This is a genomic window from Venatorbacter sp. C2-1 (assembly GCF_022832715.1).
GTDB classification, from domain to species: domain Bacteria; phylum Pseudomonadota; class Gammaproteobacteria; order Pseudomonadales; family Oceanobacteraceae; genus Venatoribacter; species Venatoribacter alkanivorans.
In genome coordinates, this window is sequence record NZ_CP094879.1 from 834,244 (window position 1) to 850,545 (window position 16,302).

Genomic DNA, 16,302 nt, shown 5'->3' on the forward strand with positions numbered 1-16,302 from the left:
GAACGCTGGTAAAAAGATTTTTGATAATAAACGGAATAGCACGGATTTCATCGGCCAAGCTTACCAGAAGTGTGCCGGAGATAAGAAGTGGCGAGCCTGTATAGCAGCCCTGGGGTGATTGATGAATATAAATCCGCATTCGGCTGGGGATTATCTGTTTCTGATGGGATAAACAATAAAGCCGGCAGTTGCCGGCTTTATTTGTTATCGGGTGATTAATTACTGCAATTATTAAATCAACTGATACCCAGCGTTGAACGCAGATGGTCGTTCAGGAACAGGCCCTGTGGGTCCATTTCTTTACGTATGCGCAGGAAGTCATTGAAACGTTCATAACGGGCGGCAAATTCAGCGGCTTTCAGCGTATGAATCTTACCCCAGTGTGGACGGCCATCGTACTTCCAGAAAATCGGTTCGATCGCGGCAAAGTACTTTTTGTAGTCCTTGTCGTGGAAATTATGGCAGCTGATGGCAAAACCATCGCGCTTATAAAACGGGCTCAGCCAGACATCGTCGCCTTTAATGTAGCGGGCTTCGATCGGGAAAATCACCGGAATATTCTGCTTTTTAATGGTCTGCAGAATTTCGCGCAGACACTGTGGCCCCACTTCAGCCGGTACGGTGTATTCCATTTCGTTAAAACGGATATCGCGCAGGTTGCCGAAAATCTCGTGCGATTTACCGTAACGGGTTTCAGGTTCCACGCCACCGGCGCCAAAGTTCACCAGCCAGCTGCGGGCGAATGGCATATAGTCGATCAGGTTCGACATCATGCGGAAGGCTTCATAAGCATCGCCGCTGGGTTCAGGCTGATCGGCCGGAATTTCGGACGGATCAATTTTATCGATGGCAATACCGAGCATATAGTCGCTGTGCGGCAGCGCATACATTTCGTAATGGCGGTGAGCATCACGCAATTCTTCGGCGCGTTCCAGACCTTCGTCTTCCGACATCATCCAGCTGTGTTCTTTCAGATAATAGGCTTTGTCGGCATGAATACGGGCTTTGGTTACAACGCCCAGAGCACCCAGGTTGTTACGGGCGGCATTAAACAGGTCAGCATTCTGGCTGGCGCTGCATTCCAGCATTTCACCGGCGGCATTGGCAATGCGCAGGGTTTTAACATGGGTCGACAGGGTGCCGAGTTCTTTACCCGTACCGTGAGTCGAGGTTGCCAGTGCACCACCAAAGGCCTGGGTGTCGATGTCAGACATATTGATGGTGGATAAGCCGTGTTCCCACAGCTTGTCGCCGATCTGCGACAAGCGCGTACCGGCCCAGACGTCGGCTTCCATCGCGTCGCTGTCGATGTTTTCGACACCACGCAGACGTGCCAGAGACAGCAGGGTCTGATCGGTTGGTACCAGTGCACTGAAGCTGTGACCAGAACCAACACTGCGGATAGGCTGGGTGGCATTACGCAGAATGTTCAGCAGTTCGTCTTCGTTGCGTGGTACCAGGCGCTCGTTCGGCTGGCAGTGCTGATTACCGGACCAGTTGCTCCATGGCAGCACCCGCTTGCCGTCTTTGCCGATGATGCCCGGGTTTTCCTGAGGTTTTACGCTGGAGCTGCAGCCAGCAGTACCGGCGGCAACCAGACCTGCGCCGGCGGCTTTCAGCAGGTTGCGACGGTTAAGTTGAATACGGTCAAAATTCACGGCTATTGCTCCTGTGCCATATAACGGATGATGTCTTCCAGATCTTCGGCACTGCACTCTGCACAGGTCCCCATGGGTGGCATATTGCCGATACCATTAATGGCGTTATTGACCAGGGTGGTGATGCCCTTGTCGAGCCGGTCGTCCCATTCGGAGGTAAATGCTTGTGGTGCGCCGGAGGCGGCGACGGCATGACAGGCCGTGCAATAAATATCATACAGCTCTTTGCTGTAGTCATCGGTGGCATTGGCACTGCAGGCGATTACAAGCAGCAGGCCGGTGCTGAGTTTTTTTATCATTATTTGCCCCTCACAAAATCCTGCCCAGATTATCCAAAACAAAACTAACGTACAAGTATCGTGGCGTACCAAAACACGGCTATTTACAGTCTTTTACGGTCGGAAGTCTTGCCGGGAGAAGATTATCAGGGCTGCAGGCTGCTGCCGTTGGTACGCAGCAGGTAGCGTGACGGAGCCAGAGCCGGGCTTTCCAGTGGTTGCCACAGACGCTGCTGCAAAAACTCGTCAATACGGGTCAGGCGTATATTCCGGATGCCCAGAGCCGGCAGCTCGCGGGCAAGAAAGTCGAGTGTCTCGGGATAAGGGTGGCCGATCAGAACGGCATAACCGCGACGCTTGGCGAGATGCAGAGCTTGCCCGAACTGACGCTGCAGTGCCTGTGGGCGGATGTCATTATCGAGAAAAACGTCGCGCTCCAGAGCGGGAATGCCAGCCGCTTTGGCCTGTTCCAGAGCCACACTTTTCGGACTGGTCAGACTGTCGACAAAAAAAAGTCCCTGTTGCTGGGCGATCTGCATCACCCAGCGCATAGCATCGGGCTGCTGGGTGAGCAGACTGCCCATATGGTTATTCATCCCCTGGACATGGGGGATGGCCGCCAGATTGTCGGTCAGGGTTTGTTGCAGACTGGCCTGATCCATACCGCTGGTCAGGGCACCAGGGCCAAGGCGGGCGCCTTTTTCATTGGCCATCGGCGCATGCAGCAGAATGCCATGGCCCGCACTGAAGGCATCCTCGGCCAGTGCTGCGGCATAAGGCGTATGCGGCAGAAACGCGAGATTCAGCGGTCCGGGTAGTCCGACCGTGCGCTTACCCAGGCGGTGGTTATTGCCGATATCGTCGATAATCAGCAATAACTCGGCGCTGGCCTGTGGGGGAGCGGCCATAGTTGCAGAGGCTGAAATCAGGCTGAGCAGGGTGAACAGGCTGGCCGTAGCCAGCCGGGAGCAGCGTTGCAGCAATCAGGCCTCCGGACGGGGACTGAGAATGGTAACGCCGCGCAGCAGGGTGTGAGCTTCGTACAGCTGGAAATCTTTTTTCAGCAACTCGCCGCTGGCGTCTGCACTGGTTGCTGTATCGGCGGTTTTAGCGTTTTTATCCTGAGTTTTTTCTTCTTTACGTGTCGGGTTGCTCAGGTGGCCGGGAAGATCAGCCTCTTTATAAAAGCGCTGTTCGTAAGGTGTTACCTCGCTTTGTTCCACCCAGATATCCGGTTTGATGCCCTGTGCCTGAATAGAGCGGCCATTGGGGGTGAAATAACGCGCGGTAGTGAGCTTAACGGCACGGTCTTCGGTGATTGGCAGCACACTCTGTACTGAGCCCTTACCAAACGACTGAGTACCGACGATCACGGCACGCTGATGGTCCTGCAGTGCACCGGCAACAATTTCTGAAGCGGATGCCGAACCACCGTTAATCAGTACCACCACCGGCACGTCGCCTGCGGCTGTGTGATTGGTGGCGGAATAGCTGACTTCGGCGCTTGGCGTGCGGCCTTTGGTGTACACAATCAGACCTTTGCTGACGAAGCTGTCGACCACTTCTACGGCAGCATCGAGAACACCACCCGGGTTATTGCGCAGGTCGAGAATAATGCCGTTCAGATTGCCTTTGGCGCGCCAGTCTTCGATAGCGGCGGCCAGCTCACTGCCGGTGTGTTCCTGAAACTGAGTAATACGCACATAGCCGACGTTACCGCTGAGCATATCGGTGCGTACGCTGGCGACTTTGATTTCGGCACGGGCGAGGGTAAAGGTCAGCAGTTCTTTTTCATTTTTACGGCGGATTTCAAGAGTAATCTCAGAACCCGGTGCGCCGCGCATACGTTCCACAGCATCGTTCAGACTCATGCCCATAACGGCTTCGCCATCCAGCGAAACAATTAAATCACCGGCACGGATGCCGGCTTTTTGTGCGGGGGTGTCGTCAATCGGGGTGACTACCAGAATCAGGCCATCTTCAAGGCCCACCTCGATACCGAGGCCACCGAATTTACCTGAGGTATTCTCCTGCAGATCCGAAAAAGCCTCAGGCTGCAGATAGGCCGAATGCGGATCAAGGGAGGTAAGCATGCCGTTGATGGCGTACTCGAGCAGGGTTTTATCATCCACCTCTTCAACATAGGCGGTGCGGATGCGCTCAAAAATCTCGGTGAAATTACGCAGTTCCTGCAATGGCAGCTGGCCCTGTGGACGCTGTACCTGCTCGCTGCCAGCAGGCGTGGCGGCGCTGTCTTCGGCGGGTTGAGCATTAACCGGCGTCAGCCCCAGTGCGAGTACGCAGACCGCAGTACAACCAAACCAGGGAAAAATACGGCGGGGCAGAACAGAAGATAACGACATGGGGATACTCAATTCAGGTCAATGCGTTGAAGAATGGCACAAAAGTCAGAACCTGTTAAGGCGGCTGCAGCGCCGCTGACATCATCGTTTCAGCCAGGCAGCCGGGTCTTGCGGGCGGCCCTTATAACGGATCTCAAAATACAGATTCGGTTCCGTACTGCCACCACTGCGGCCGATGGTGGCAATGTTGTCACCCTGATTGACCCAGGCACCGACATCGCGCAGCAGTGTCTGGTTATGGGCATACAGGCTCAGGTAGCCCTGGCCGTGATCAATAATGGTGATTAAACCAAAACCGCGCAGCCAGTCGGAATACACCACCCGGCCATGATGAATGGCACGCACCGGCAGTCCTTCCGGGGCACTCATCACCCAGCCTTCCCAGCGCGTCATGCTGTCATTGTTGCGGTTGCCAAAGGCATGCAGTACGCGGCCATCAACCGGGCGCGGCAGCTTGCCTTTAAGAGCGGTAATCGGCCGGGCATCTTCTTTACGCGGGCTGTTGACCAGCAGGGTCTGAACTTCGTTAAGCAGGGCTTCCAGACGTTTGCGGTCGGCCTGTTTCTGGCTCAGACGTTGTTGTTCGGTTTTCATCTGCCCGGCGAGTTTAGCCAGTAATTGTTGCTGTTCCTGCTTGCTGGCTGCCATTTCGCGGTTTTTATCCAGCAGCTTTTTTTCGGTGCTCAGCAGTTGCTGTTCCTGCTGTGCAATCAGCTCGGCGAGGTTATCCAGCCGTTCAAGTTCGGCCAGAATCTGGTTGATATGCTCAATGCGGGCGTTATTGAAATAACTGAAGTAGCGCAGCATACGCTGCGCCTGTTGCGGATCATCCTGATTAAGCAGGAGTTTGAGCGGCCCTTCTGAACCGATACGCTGGGCGGCGCGCAGCTGCTCAGCGAGGTGCAGACGGTGTTTGTCCTGTAGCTGACGGAGCTGTCCCTGCTCCTGTCTGAGCTTTTTTAGGCGGTCTTTCTCCTCCTGCAGGCGGGCACGGGTCTGCTCGATCTGCTTGCTCAGCTCAGCAATGTCTTTATCCGATTTACGCAGCGCATCGTTCAGCTGGCTGTACTCATCTTTTGCTGAGTTCAGCCATTGTTCGAGTTTGGCAATTTCGGTTTTCAGCGCATCCAGTTTCGCTTCGTCGTCGGCCTGCGCCGGCAGACACAACAGCGCCAGGCAGAAGCCGCTCAGCAACAGTGATTTCATATCAGTTGCCGTAGCTGACCAGACTGTTGCCGTCCATTTCTGCCGGCTGCTCCAGACCCATCATGCTCAGCAGGGTTGGCGACACGTCACACAGACGACCCGGATTCAGCTGTACGGCTTCGGCACGGTCATGTACGTAGATCAGGTTAACCGGACCTGTGGTGTGCTGGGTCATGGCTTCGCCATTGTCATCCAGCATCTGTTCGGCGTTGCCGTGGTCGGCGGTGATCAGGCATTCGCCACCCACTTCCAGCAGGGCGTCGGTCACGCGTCTGATGCATTCATCGATGCACTCGGCGGCTTTTACCGCTGCATCGTAAACGCCGGTATGACCAACCATATCGCCGTTGGCGTAGTTGCAGACGATCAGGTCGAATTCGCGGTTTTTAATCGCGGCGACCAGTTTGTCGGTCACTTCCGGGGCACTCATCTCAGGCTGCAGATCATAGGTGGCTACATCCGGGGATTTCACCAGAATGCGGGTTTCGCCGGCGTATTCTTCTTCGCGGCCACCGGAGAAGAAGAAGGTAACGTGGGCGTATTTTTCGGTTTCGGCAATGCGCAGCTGGGTCAGGCCCAGATTGGATACGTATTCGCCAATGCCGTTGCTCAGCGTGGCCGGCGGGAAGGCACAGCTGGCTTTAATATCGGCGGCGTATTCGGTCAGCATGACAAAGTCGGTTAACTGCGGACGGGCAGCGCGTTCAAAGCCTTTGAATTCATCGCCGGAGACAAAGGCGCGGGTCAGTTCGCGTGCACGGTCAGGGCGGAAGTTAAAGAAGATCACCGCGTCGTTATCCTGTACACGGCCGTCGGCACCCTCAATAACGGTGGCTTTCACGAACTCGTCGTTTTCGTCACGGGCATAAGCATTGCTCAGAGCTTCGCTGGCGGAGGCGGCGCGGAATTCGGCGCTGCCCAGGGTCATAGCATCGTAGCCGGCCTGTACCCGTTCCCAGCGGTTATCGCGGTCCATCGAGAAAAAGCGGCCGATCACCGTTGCGATCTGGCCATTACCCAGACGGGCAAAGGTGTCTTCAATCTTTTTAATGGAAGGCGCAGCAGAGCGTGGTGGCATATCACGGCCATCGAGAATGGCGTGCACATAAGCGCACTCAGCGCCACGGGCTTTGGCCATTTCCAGCAGGGCTACCAGATGGTCTTCATGACTGTGCACACCGCCCGGTGACAGCAGGCCGGTAAAATGTACGGCACCACCTTTGGCAACGGCTTTATCGATGGCGGCACAGAGCGCTTCGTTCTGCGCCAGTTCGTTGTCTTTGATGGCTTTGTTGATGCGGGTGAAATTCTGATAAACGATGCGTCCGGCACCCAGATTCATATGGCCCACTTCGGAGTTACCCATCTGGCCGTCGGGCAGGCCCACGGCTTCACCGGAGGTCTGGATCAGTACGTTAGGGTACTGCTTGAGCAGACGGTCCCAGGTTGGGGTATTGGCGTTGGCAATGGCGTTGTTGGCGGTTTCTTCACGATAGCCCCAGCCATCGAGAATGATCAGAGCAGTAGGTACAGGACGCGATTTCATTAAAACAGACTCGGTTACGTTGCCACGAAAGTCCGCCATTGTACCTAAAAAACACGGCGCTCGTCGCCCTGCTGAGCAGGCAAAAATCGTGCTCAGCCATTGATTTTATCTCTCGCTGCGATAGTGCCGGCGGCAGGCAGAGCCGGTCTGTGTGCAATGGCCGGTCTGGGCGGTGGTTCCACGGGCGGGCAGAGGCTATGTTCTGACCTTCTTTACTTACCTGAACAGTCCGGTGGTTCCGCAGGCGGGCAGAGGCTATGTTCTGACCTTCTTTACTTACCTGAACAGTCCGGTGGTTCCGCGGGCAGGCAGACGCTATACTGCCGCCTTCTTTTTTCGGGTGATGATGAGTAGTTATGGATCGTCTATTTGAATTTGTGGGCAACCACATCGAGCTGGTGGCTATCTGGGGCGCATTTCTGGCGGCTCTGCTGTGGGACAACAGCCGGCGCAGCGGCCAGACGGTATCGACCGCTCAGGCCACATTAATGATCAATAAAGAAAACGCCGTCGTGCTGGATATCCGCGACAAGAAAGACTTCAGTGCTGGTCACCTGGCCAATGCCATGAATATTCCGTACAGCAATCTGGCCAGCCGCCTGAATGAACTGGATGCTCATAAAGAGCGCCCGATCATTCTGGTGTGCAAGACCGGCCAGACTGTCGGTGTGGCGGGCAAGATGCTGCGCGAAAAGGGCTTCAACGCTGTGCGCCTGAGTGGCGGCATGATGGAGTGGACTAATCAGAACCTGCCGGTGGTACGCAGCTGAGGCTGCTCCGGCGCATAATAATCAGAAGGACGTTACGACATGGCCGACAATCAACAGCCGCAGTTCGCTCTGCAACGTATTTACATCAAAGATGCTTCTTTCGAGGCTCCTAATGCACCACAGGCCTTCACCAAAGAGTGGAAGCCGGAGATCAAACTGGATCTGAACAGCGGTGCGCGTAAGCTCGATGATAACCACTACGAAGTGTCTGTTAAGGTCACCGTTACCGCGACCAATGATGGCGAAACCGCTTTCCTGGTAGAGCTGGTACAGGCCGGTCTGTTTGCCATGGTGAACATTCCTGAGCAACAGCTGAAGCCGATGCTGGGTGCCATGTGCCCGAACATTCTGTTCCCTTACCTGCGTGAAAGCATCGACAGCCTGGTGGTGAAAGGTGGCTTCCCGGCACTGATGCTGGCACCGATTAACTTCGATGCCCTGTTCCAGCAGCGTATGCAGCAGGAAGCTCAGCAGGCTCAGGCAGAGTCTGCCGAGCAGGAAACGACTCACTGAGCTGAGTGGTTGCCGTTACGCAGATAATTCTGCGCAGCAGAAATAAAGGCCGCAACCCGTCAGGGTGCGGCCTTTATTGTTTATGGTGGTGCTGGATTACCGCTGCTATTAATAGCGCAGCAGGCGGCCGCTGTCGGTGGCGATATAGAGCTTGCCGCTGCTGTCGGTTGCCAGCGCTCTCAGGCGTTCGTTCAGATCGGTCAGCAGCCGCTCTTCGGCCACGGCCTGTGGCTTATTCTGAGTGTCGGCCAGTGTGATGCGGTTCAGGTGAGTTAATTTAAGCGCGCCGGCTAACAGGTTGCCCTGCCATTGCGGGTGAGCTTTTCCCTGATAAAACAGCAACGAACCGGGCGCGATCGACGGGTCATACATCTTGACCGGGTCGGTCATATCCGGGCGGCTGCGGGCCTCGCCGACATACATTGGGTTCCAGTATTCCTTTCCCCACGACACAACCGGCCAGCCGTAGTTGTGGCCTTTTATGATGAGATTGATTTCATCCCCGCCGCGCGGCCCGTGTTCAATCGCCCACAGACGCTGGTTGGCAGCATCGTATGTCAGGCCCTGCGGATTGCGGTGTCCGTAACTCCAGATCTCTGCCAGGGCTCCGGGTTTATTGATGAAGGGATTGTCGGCGGGGATATTGCCGTTACGGGTCAGGCGCAGAATTTTTCCGGCGTGTGTGTCCAGGTGCTGGCCGTTATCGCGCTCGCCTCTGTCGCCGATGCTGAAAAATACGTGTTGTTCATCGAAGGCAATGCGGCTGCCAAAATGCTGGCCGCTACTGCTCGCCGACTGGCTGATCAGCAGTGTCTGCCAGTCTTTAAGGTGCAGGGGCTGCTGGCTGACATCAAGACGGGCCCTGCCCAGAGCGGTGGCGGCCCGATTCTCTGGCAGCGGGGCACTCCAGGTGAAATAAATCCAGCCGCCGGGCTGATAGTCGGCGGCAGTGGCAACGTCCAAAAGCCCTCCCTGACCATCGAACCACACCTCAGGGGCCCCCTGTACTGCCTGCAGTTGCCGCTGTCCGGTATCGAATAATTTAAGCTGGCCGCTGCGTTCACTGATTAACAGCTGGCCGGGTGCGACAAAGGCCATGCCCCAGGGGCGGCTGAGCTTGTCGGTGAGTACTTCGTGGGTGCTTGCTGCATGCAGCGGCGGGGTAAGGAGGGTAGCGATCAGCAGCAGGAATTTCATGGCGGTACTCCCGGATCAGGAGCCGCCAGTATACCCAAGTTGCCGCCAGGCTTCATAAACCATCACCGCTACCGCGTTGGACAGGTTCATGCTGCGGCTGTCGGGCATCATCGGCAGTCGCAGCCAGTGTTCAAACGGCAGGCTCATGCGCACATCTTCCGGTAAGCCGCGGGTTTCCGGGCCAAACATCAGGTAGTCGCCAGCGCTGAAGGCGACATCGGAATGGGTGCGGCGGCCTTTGGTGGTCAGGGCAAACAGGCGCTGTGGCTGTTCGGCTTCGAGAAAGGCGTCATAGTTGGGGTGGATTTTTACACTGGCCCACTCGCTGTAATCCAGTCCGGCACGGCGCAGGCTCTTTTCTTCCATATTGAAGCCCAGAGGCTCAATCAGATGCAGGCGGCAGCCTGTGTTGGCACACAGGCGGATGATATTGCCGGTATTGGGCGGAATTTCGGGTTCGAACAGAACGATATTAAACATAGTGCCTGGCCTTAAAAACAGTCGGGCATTATAGATTCCCCGGCTCTGACTGAATACAGACATTGGCCATCCTGCGCCAGAATCATGGTCTACACTCTCTTTAGATTATTTTGTTTTAAAGAGGTGGCGATGCGCTGGCCCTGGCAGAAAAAAAGTCTTCAGGATTCACGCTGTCTGGGCATCGAATTGCATCAGGGCAGAGGCTTTGCTGTGTTGCGTGAAGCGGATGTCGTGCGGGAGTGTTACCGTCCTGCAGATACAGAGCAGGGGCTGGATGGTCTGGCAGCCTGGGTTGGCCGTCAGCAGTTGCAGGGGGTTCCGGTGGTGTTGTCATTGGATGCTCTGGATTATGAACTGCATCTGGTCGAGGCGCCGGCAGTGAGCGATGACGAGCTCGGCGATGCTCTGCGTTTCCGCATGCGTGATCTTCTGCCGCAAGGCTCAGAACAAAAAATCATTCAGGGTTTCCGTATGCCCGCTGATGCTTATCGCCGGCGGCTGGAGATGGCCTTTGCGGTGGTGGTCGATCATCGCCGGATTAAAGAACTTGTGCGTTGGTGCAAACATCAGCAGTTACAGTTGCACAGCATTATCATTCCGGAGCTCAGTCTGCTGCATCTGGTGGCTGAAATGGAGCCGGAAACCGCCGTTGGTGTACTGCGTCTGGATGCTGACGACGGCATGATTTATCTCTACCGCGATGGCGGACTGTATCTTTCCCGGAGGCTGAATACCGGCACCCGCGCGCTGGGTTTAGCCTCTGCTGGTGAAGGTGAACTCAGCCTGGAAACCGACAGCCGGGTTGATGCTCTGGCACTGGATATTCAACGCTCTCTGGATTATTTCGACAGCCAGCTGGGCATGGGTATCGTTGGTCAGCTTTGGGTTCTGGTGCCTGATAATGCTGATGTCAGTGAATTATTACCGGAGCTGGAGCGCAGCGTGAATATTCCGGTACGCAGCCTGTTGCTGGAGTCGGCATTCAGTAACAGCGGCCAGGAAACACTGACCGCTTCACTCGCTATTGCTCTGGGTAATGCTCTTTCTTTTGAACAGAACGACGCGGCATTGCCTGTTGCCGGAAAGGTGGCCTGATGACCTGGCAGATTCGGCAGCGGGTTAATTTTTACCTTGAAGAATTCCGTCCACCGGCTTTGCCGCGTGATATCAGGCAGCTGTTACTGCAGCTCGGGCTGACTGCTGTACTGCTGCTGGTGGCTGCACTTGTGCTGCTGGGGTACTCCCGGTGGCTGCAGCACGAACAGCAGCAGATAAACCAGTTTACGCAGAATCTGACCCGGCAGCTGGAAGACGAAATGGCACGTCACCCGCCACTGGTGGTCGATAACGGTTTGCAGCAGCAGCTTGAACAGGCAAGGCGACAGCTGGCTGACAGTCAGAAAATTTTGCTTTATCTGGGGCGCGAGCAATTGCAGCAAAGCCAGTCGTTTACCCCGTTGATTGCTCAGCTGGGAGAGCAGCAGGTTCGCGGTGTCTGGCTGCAGGGCTTCAGCGTGCGCGGAGGCGGTCAGCAGGTACAGCTGCGGGGGTTTGTTGATGAACCAGAGAAACTGTCCCGTTATGTGGTTGAGCTGCTTCAGCGCAGCGCCTACGCGGGTAAATCATTCAGTCAGATTGATATACAGCGCAGCGAACAGCGCTGGCTCAGCTTTGTGCTGGATACGGAAGCTCCCGCAGCAGAGCAGGGCTCTACAGAGTTAACAGCCAGACAGAATCTCACTCGCAATCAGCAACAGATAAGTAGCGGGGGGCGTTTATGAGTTCCCGCAACAAAGTGTACTGGTGGCGTCATCCGCTCGCGCAAAAGCTTATTACTGCTTATAAAAAACTGCTCCCGCGTGAGCAGCTGTTGCTGCAGATTATTCTGCATGCCGTCATTCTTGCTCTGTTTTCCTTATTCCTGCTGCAACCTTTGTGGCAGCGCAGCGAAGTGCTGCAGCAAACAACCGCCAGCCAGCAGCAACAGAATCAACAATTACAGGAGCAGCTGGCACAGCAGCAGCTGCAGGTGATGACCGATCCCAACCAGCCTTTACGGGATGAGCTTGCCCGTTTGCAGGTGCAGCAGGCTGATATGAACCGGCGTATCGCTACCCTGACCGATGCCCTGGTATCTCCGGCGCAGATGGTGCCTCTGCTGGAGCAAATGCTGAAGCAGGACAAGCGCCTGCAACTGAAAAGTCTGGTGAATCTGCCGCGTGAGCGTCTGGGGCTGGGGGAAGAATTTGCCGATGTGCAGCTCTACCGTCATGGCCTGCGCCTGACGCTTGATGCCAGCTACGATGGCTTGCTGGCGTATCTGCAACGGCTGGATGCCATGCCCTGGCGATTGTTCTGGCAAGAGCTGAATTTTACCGTTGATCAGCATCCCCGTGGCGAACTGACGCTTGAGGTATATACCCTGAGTATGCGTGAGGAGGTACTGGGTGGCTGAATATTCTTTCATGCTGAAAAAGCAGTTTCGTCTGTTACCGATGCTTTGGCTGGGGCTTGCTGCTGCCGTCTTTGCCGCCGATCCGACGCAGCCACCGTCCTGGCTGCAGCAGGCGCCGGTTTCGGCAGCAGCAGCGGATGTACCTCTGCGGGTACAGCAGATCCTGATCCGTAAAGGCGATAACCGCGCCGTTATTAATAACCGTCTGGTGCAAGCCGGCGATGTTGTTGACGGAGCTCAGGTTATGGCGATTTATGCGGATAAGGTTGTGGTGAAAATCCGGCAGAAACGGCATGAACTGTCTTTACTTGTTAATACACGACGTATTTCTGAATAGGTATTTATTTTGTCTGTTGTCATTGCCAGTCGTTCTGCACCATTGCGCATTCTTTCTCTGCTGACTCTGGCTTTATTTATGCCGTGGCTGAGTGGCTGCGCTGCGTCTGCGCCTAAAACCCAACAGGATAAAGAAACGGCTGATAATCTGCTGCTGCAGACTGAAGCGGAACCTGTGCAGGCTGATCTCGATCTGCAGCAGCTGCTGCCACCGCTGAATCAGCAGCCGTCTTCGCCACCGCAGCGTTTTGACGTATTGGCCGACCGTACACCGGCCACCGCCTTTTTTAACAGCCTGGTGGATGGAACGGGTTATAACCTGGTGGTTCATCCCGAAGTCAGCGGCGATATCAGTCTGAATTTAAAAAGCGTAACCCTGCTGGAAACTCTGCAGGCCGTGCGTGATATCTACGGCTTTGATTTTGTGCAGTCAGCCTATGGGGTGCAGATTTTACCGCGTCAGCAGCAAACGCGTATTTTTCCGATTAATTACCTCAACGTAAAACGTGCCGGACGTTCCGGCATGCATGTCAGCAGCGGCCAGGTGACATCGACCGACTCGCGTCAAAGCAGTACCCAGACCAATACCACTACCTCTGGCAGCAGTTCGCAGACCATTAACAGCAGTGAAGTTAATACCGAGTCCAATACTGATTTCTGGCAGGGATTAAAAAATACCCTGCAACTGATGCTGGCTCAGGAAACCGATGCACAGGTGGTGGTTGATGCTCATGCCGGTATCGTGGTGGTAAAAGCCATGCCGGGAACGTTAAATCATATTGCCAGCTATCTGGAAAAAGCGGAGTTAAGCGTACAGAAACAGGTACTGATTGAAGCAAAAATTGTTGAAGTGACACTGAGTGATGGCTTTCAGTCGGGTATTGACTGGGGAGCCTTTGGTAAGCAGGGAAGCCGCTATACCTACAATGCGACTCAGTCTGCGACCGCATTAACCAACCCCGATTTAATTGATGGTATTTTCTCGCTCAATATTACTGCAACCGACTTTACTGCAGCGCTGCAGTTATTAAAAACACAGGGTGATGTGAAAGTTTTGTCCAGCCCGCGCATTGCTACCGTTAATAATCAGAAAGCGGTCATTAAAGTAGGATCAGACGAGTTTTTTGTTACCAATGTCAGCAACACAACAACGTCAACAACAACCGGCAGTTCCAATACACCGGATATTGAGTTGACGCCATTCTTCTCCGGTATTGCTCTGGACGTTACACCGCAGATCGGTTCTGATCAGGAAGTGACTCTGCACGTGCACCCCACCGTGACCGAGGTAGAAGAAAAAGTAAAAACGGTGCAGCTGAATAACGACGATTACACACTGCCTCTGGCGTACAGTACCGTGCGCGAAACCGATTCAATTGTCCGTGCCCGCTCCGGTCAGGTGGTGGTTATTGGTGGCCTGATGCAGAACCGCAAAGTGCGTACAGATGCCAGCGTTCCCTGGTTGGGGAGCATTCCTGTTCTGGGTTGGTTCTTCCGTCAGACCCGGGAAGAAATTGTGCAGAGCGAACTGGTCATCCTGATTCAGCCCAAGGTCATTGATTCCGCACTGAGTCGTGAGCAGGTGGATGAGCTTAACCGGCGCTATTCACGGCTGATGCCCGCCCGGAGGTGAGTATGGATATGACCCGGCTGACCCAGGCCTGTGAGCAATTTTATGGCCTTAAACAGCCACCCTTTGGCTTGACGCCCAATACCGAATTTTATGTGGAATTGCCCAGTCAGAAGCAGGCCTTCGAACTGCTGTTGTTTGCATTGTCGTCTGGTGAAGGGTTTATAAAAGTTACCGGTGAAGTCGGAACCGGCAAAACATTATTGTGCCGCCGTCTGCTCAATGCTCTCAGTGTTGATGGCGTGCGCACTGCTTATGTTCCCAATCCGGCATTAGGCGCAGAAGGGTTATGGCGCGCCATTGCCCGTGAGCTTGGATTAAACACGGAAAATAAAAGCGATCTTAAGGTGCAGGAAGATATTCAGCAGTGTCTGCTGCAGTTTGCACTGAATGCTCAGCCGGTCGTGCTGATTATCGATGAAGCTCAGTGCATGCCGGAGGATACGCTGGAAGCACTGCGGCTGATCTCCAATCTGGAAACCGAACGGCAGAAGCTGGTTCAGATTGTTTTATTCGGCCAGCCTGAGCTTAATCTGACGCTTGCTCAACCCCGCTTTCGCCAATTATTACAGCGTATTACTTACAGTGCAGATTTGCGGCCGTTAAATACCAGCGAAGCTCTGGCGGTGTATCTGCAACAACGCCTGAGTATTGCCGGGTATCGTGGCATGCCGCTGTTTCAGGCATCGGCGCTTAAGCATCTGTGGCAGGCCAGCCGCGGAATTCCGCGACTGGTTAATATTCTTGCGGCAAAAACATTGCTGGTGGGGTATGGCAATGGCAGCCATCAGCTGGAATCCCGTCATGTGGCAAAAGCGGTGGCCGATACCGAAGGTGCTTACCCATCTGCGCCGGACTGGTCATGGCTGCGTCTTTCTACTCTGTTTGCCGCTGTGGTTCTGGTGCTTATATGAGCTTGCTGCATCAGGTTCTGCAGGATATCGATAAACGTGACGCCGTACAGCCGGTGTTACCACCTTCTTTGCAGCTGGATCATGAAACGCCAGCTGCAGCCTATTTCCCGGCGCAATTACGTTTTCGCCGTTATCAGCCTGTGTTCTGGCTGTTGCTGATTTTAATTCCGGTCTTTTTTTATCTGTCTGAGCGGTTAACAGAAAACGGCCCTGAAAAGGTTATAACAGAGGCTGCAGCGCCTGCTGCAATACAAAGCGCAGATATTCCGGAAAATGCAGATATTCCGGCGGATTCCAATACTGAAAATACTCAGCCAGCCGCAGCAGAAGAGATTACGGCTGTCATTACTTCAAATAATGAGATTCGGGCCGGAGCGCAGAATACTTTTGCAGAGGAAACTCAGCCTCAGCTGTCAGTCCTCACTGCTGCAGAAAAACCTGTAAAAGAGAAAGCAAAACCGGCTGCGTCAGCAGGTGCTGCCTCGGTGGTGCGCAGCGATCAGGAAGCGCAACAACATTATTTGCAGGCGCTGGATGATCTCGCCAGTCAGCAGTTTTCCATGGCACTGGAGCATATAAATCAGGCACTGGCTCTGGTCGGGCGGGAAGACTATCTCGCCATCAAGCTGCGTATTTACCTTGAACAAAAGGAACGGGAGCAATTTCTGCAGTTTTATGCGCAGCATGCCTCTGTTCTCCATTCTTACTGGCTGGCTGTTGCAGCACCGGGTCTGCATTTATTTGGCCGTTATGACGATGCTGTCCGGGTTTACCAGCAGCTGATCCTTGCGCAGCCGGATGTTGTTAACTGGCCACTGGCGTTAGCTCAGGCTTTGCATTCTGCCGGGCGAAATCAGCAGGCACGTAGCGTGCTGGAGAGTCTTTATGAGCAGAATCGTCTGACCCCTGATCAGCAGCGCTGGGTTGAGCAAAGATTAAAGAGTTTAAGGTGAGTT

The 16,302-nt window shown here is 54.7% G+C and carries 17 protein-coding genes; 9 read left to right on the forward strand and 8 right to left on the reverse strand.

Going from position 1 to position 16,302, the window contains the following annotated elements; genetic code table 11:
- Positions 1 to 236 precede the first annotated feature (236 nt).
- The 6 genes from MT343_RS03680 to gpmI all read right to left on the reverse strand — a co-directional run bounded on the left by MT343_RS03680 (position 237) and on the right by gpmI (position 7,051).
- The gene (locus MT343_RS03680; RefSeq protein WP_186435970.1) at positions 237 to 1,658 is read right to left on the reverse strand and encodes a D-arabinono-1,4-lactone oxidase; all 1,422 of its coding nucleotides are present in this window, start codon (positions 1,656 to 1,658) and stop codon (positions 237 to 239) included.
- 2 nt (positions 1,659 to 1,660) lie between these two features.
- A complete protein-coding gene (locus tag MT343_RS03685) occupies positions 1,661 to 1,957 on the reverse strand; it encodes a c-type cytochrome (RefSeq protein ID WP_145469820.1) in 297 nt (98 codons plus the stop codon).
- Between the two features lie 125 nt (positions 1,958 to 2,082).
- Positions 2,083 to 2,919, reverse strand: a complete 837-nt coding sequence (locus tag MT343_RS03690) for a divergent polysaccharide deacetylase family protein (RefSeq protein WP_225692150.1) — start codon at positions 2,917 to 2,919, stop codon at positions 2,083 to 2,085.
- Positions 2,920 to 4,299, reverse strand: a complete 1,380-nt coding sequence (locus MT343_RS03695; protein ID WP_145469819.1) for a S41 family peptidase — start codon at positions 4,297 to 4,299, stop codon at positions 2,920 to 2,922.
- 81 nt (positions 4,300 to 4,380) lie between these two features.
- Positions 4,381 to 5,505 carry a murein hydrolase activator EnvC family protein gene (locus MT343_RS03700; RefSeq protein WP_186435969.1) on the reverse strand — a complete coding sequence of 375 codons (1,125 nt, stop codon included), beginning with the start codon at positions 5,503 to 5,505 and terminating at the stop codon, positions 4,381 to 4,383.
- Position 5,506: 1 nt separating this feature from the next.
- The gene (gpmI, locus tag MT343_RS03705) at positions 5,507 to 7,051 is read right to left on the reverse strand and encodes a 2,3-bisphosphoglycerate-independent phosphoglycerate mutase (protein ID WP_145469818.1); all 1,545 of its coding nucleotides are present in this window, start codon (positions 7,049 to 7,051) and stop codon (positions 5,507 to 5,509) included.
- 356 nt (positions 7,052 to 7,407) lie between these two features.
- Between gpmI and MT343_RS03710 the strand changes: the two genes are divergently transcribed.
- The gene (locus MT343_RS03710; RefSeq protein ID WP_145469817.1) at positions 7,408 to 7,821 is read left to right on the forward strand and encodes a rhodanese-like domain-containing protein; all 414 of its coding nucleotides are present in this window, start codon (positions 7,408 to 7,410) and stop codon (positions 7,819 to 7,821) included.
- Positions 7,822 to 7,860: 39 nt separating this feature from the next.
- Positions 7,861 to 8,334: a protein-export chaperone SecB gene (gene secB, locus MT343_RS03715; protein WP_145469816.1), complete on the forward strand. Its 474-nt coding sequence runs from the start codon at positions 7,861 to 7,863 to the stop codon at positions 8,332 to 8,334.
- A 108-nt stretch (positions 8,335 to 8,442) separates the two neighbouring features.
- Here the strand turns inward: secB and MT343_RS03720 are convergent, their stop codons facing one another.
- The gene (locus MT343_RS03720; protein WP_145469815.1) at positions 8,443 to 9,531 is read right to left on the reverse strand and encodes a PQQ-dependent sugar dehydrogenase; all 1,089 of its coding nucleotides are present in this window, start codon (positions 9,529 to 9,531) and stop codon (positions 8,443 to 8,445) included.
- Positions 9,532 to 9,546: 15 nt separating this feature from the next.
- A complete protein-coding gene (gene trmL, locus MT343_RS03725) occupies positions 9,547 to 10,011 on the reverse strand; it encodes a tRNA (uridine(34)/cytosine(34)/5-carboxymethylaminomethyluridine(34)-2'-O)-methyltransferase TrmL (RefSeq protein ID WP_145469814.1) in 465 nt (154 codons plus the stop codon).
- A 129-nt stretch (positions 10,012 to 10,140) separates the two neighbouring features.
- Here trmL and MT343_RS03730 point away from each other — a divergent pair, with 129 nt between their 5' ends.
- From MT343_RS03730 to MT343_RS03760, 7 genes are read left to right on the forward strand one after another with little or no spacing between them, the layout of a single operon-like run.
- Entirely contained in the window at positions 10,141 to 11,106 is a 966-nt protein-coding gene (locus MT343_RS03730; protein ID WP_145469813.1) for a hypothetical protein, read from the forward strand.
- A complete protein-coding gene (locus MT343_RS03735) occupies positions 11,106 to 11,792 on the forward strand; it encodes a hypothetical protein (protein WP_145469812.1) in 687 nt (228 codons plus the stop codon). Before MT343_RS03730 ends, MT343_RS03735 begins: the two co-directional genes overlap by 1 nt.
- Entirely contained in the window at positions 11,789 to 12,466 is a 678-nt protein-coding gene (gene gspM, locus MT343_RS03740) for a type II secretion system protein GspM (protein WP_145469811.1), read from the forward strand. Before MT343_RS03735 ends, gspM begins: the two co-directional genes overlap by 4 nt.
- Complete coding sequence (locus tag MT343_RS03745; protein ID WP_145469810.1) at positions 12,459 to 12,803, forward strand: hypothetical protein; 345 nt, start codon at positions 12,459 to 12,461, stop codon at positions 12,801 to 12,803. The genes gspM and MT343_RS03745 overlap by 8 nt, the downstream gene beginning before the upstream one ends.
- A gap of 9 nt (positions 12,804 to 12,812) precedes the next feature.
- Positions 12,813 to 14,435: a pilus (MSHA type) biogenesis protein MshL gene (gene mshL, locus MT343_RS03750; RefSeq protein WP_145469809.1), complete on the forward strand. Its 1,623-nt coding sequence runs from the start codon at positions 12,813 to 12,815 to the stop codon at positions 14,433 to 14,435.
- 2 nt (positions 14,436 to 14,437) lie between these two features.
- The gene (locus tag MT343_RS03755) at positions 14,438 to 15,346 is read left to right on the forward strand and encodes an ExeA family protein (protein WP_243989459.1); all 909 of its coding nucleotides are present in this window, start codon (positions 14,438 to 14,440) and stop codon (positions 15,344 to 15,346) included.
- Positions 15,343 to 16,299, forward strand: a complete 957-nt coding sequence (locus MT343_RS03760; protein ID WP_186435968.1) for a tetratricopeptide repeat protein — start codon at positions 15,343 to 15,345, stop codon at positions 16,297 to 16,299. Before MT343_RS03755 ends, MT343_RS03760 begins: the two co-directional genes overlap by 4 nt.
- The last annotated feature ends 3 nt before the right edge of the window (positions 16,300 to 16,302 follow it).

What these genes read in the sequence shown, in the direction of transcription:
- trmL (WP_145469814.1), bottom strand. Translation starts at nt 10,011, where the DNA reads ATGTTTAATATCGTTCTGTTCGAACCCGAAATTCCGCCCAATACCGGC.
- MT343_RS03730 (WP_145469813.1), top strand. Translation starts at nt 10,141, where the DNA reads ATGCGCTGGCCCTGGCAGAAAAAAAGTCTTCAGGATTCACGCTGTCTG.
- secB (WP_145469816.1), top strand. Translation starts at nt 7,861, where the DNA reads ATGGCCGACAATCAACAGCCGCAGTTCGCTCTGCAACGTATTTACATC.
- MT343_RS03720 (WP_145469815.1), bottom strand. Translation starts at nt 9,531, where the DNA reads ATGAAATTCCTGCTGCTGATCGCTACCCTCCTTACCCCGCCGCTGCAT.
- MT343_RS03735 (WP_145469812.1), top strand. Translation starts at nt 11,106, where the DNA reads ATGACCTGGCAGATTCGGCAGCGGGTTAATTTTTACCTTGAAGAATTC.
- gpmI (WP_145469818.1), bottom strand. Translation starts at nt 7,051, where the DNA reads ATGAAATCGCGTCCTGTACCTACTGCTCTGATCATTCTCGATGGCTGG.
- MT343_RS03685 (WP_145469820.1), bottom strand. Translation starts at nt 1,957, where the DNA reads ATGATAAAAAAACTCAGCACCGGCCTGCTGCTTGTAATCGCCTGCAGT.
- MT343_RS03695 (WP_145469819.1), bottom strand. Translation starts at nt 4,299, where the DNA reads ATGTCGTTATCTTCTGTTCTGCCCCGCCGTATTTTTCCCTGGTTTGGT.
- gspM (WP_145469811.1), top strand. Translation starts at nt 11,789, where the DNA reads ATGAGTTCCCGCAACAAAGTGTACTGGTGGCGTCATCCGCTCGCGCAA.
- MT343_RS03700 (WP_186435969.1), bottom strand. Translation starts at nt 5,505, where the DNA reads ATGAAATCACTGTTGCTGAGCGGCTTCTGCCTGGCGCTGTTGTGTCTG.
- MT343_RS03710 (WP_145469817.1), top strand. Translation starts at nt 7,408, where the DNA reads ATGGATCGTCTATTTGAATTTGTGGGCAACCACATCGAGCTGGTGGCT.
- MT343_RS03760 (WP_186435968.1), top strand. Translation starts at nt 15,343, where the DNA reads ATGAGCTTGCTGCATCAGGTTCTGCAGGATATCGATAAACGTGACGCC.
- MT343_RS03755 (WP_243989459.1), top strand. Translation starts at nt 14,438, where the DNA reads ATGGATATGACCCGGCTGACCCAGGCCTGTGAGCAATTTTATGGCCTT.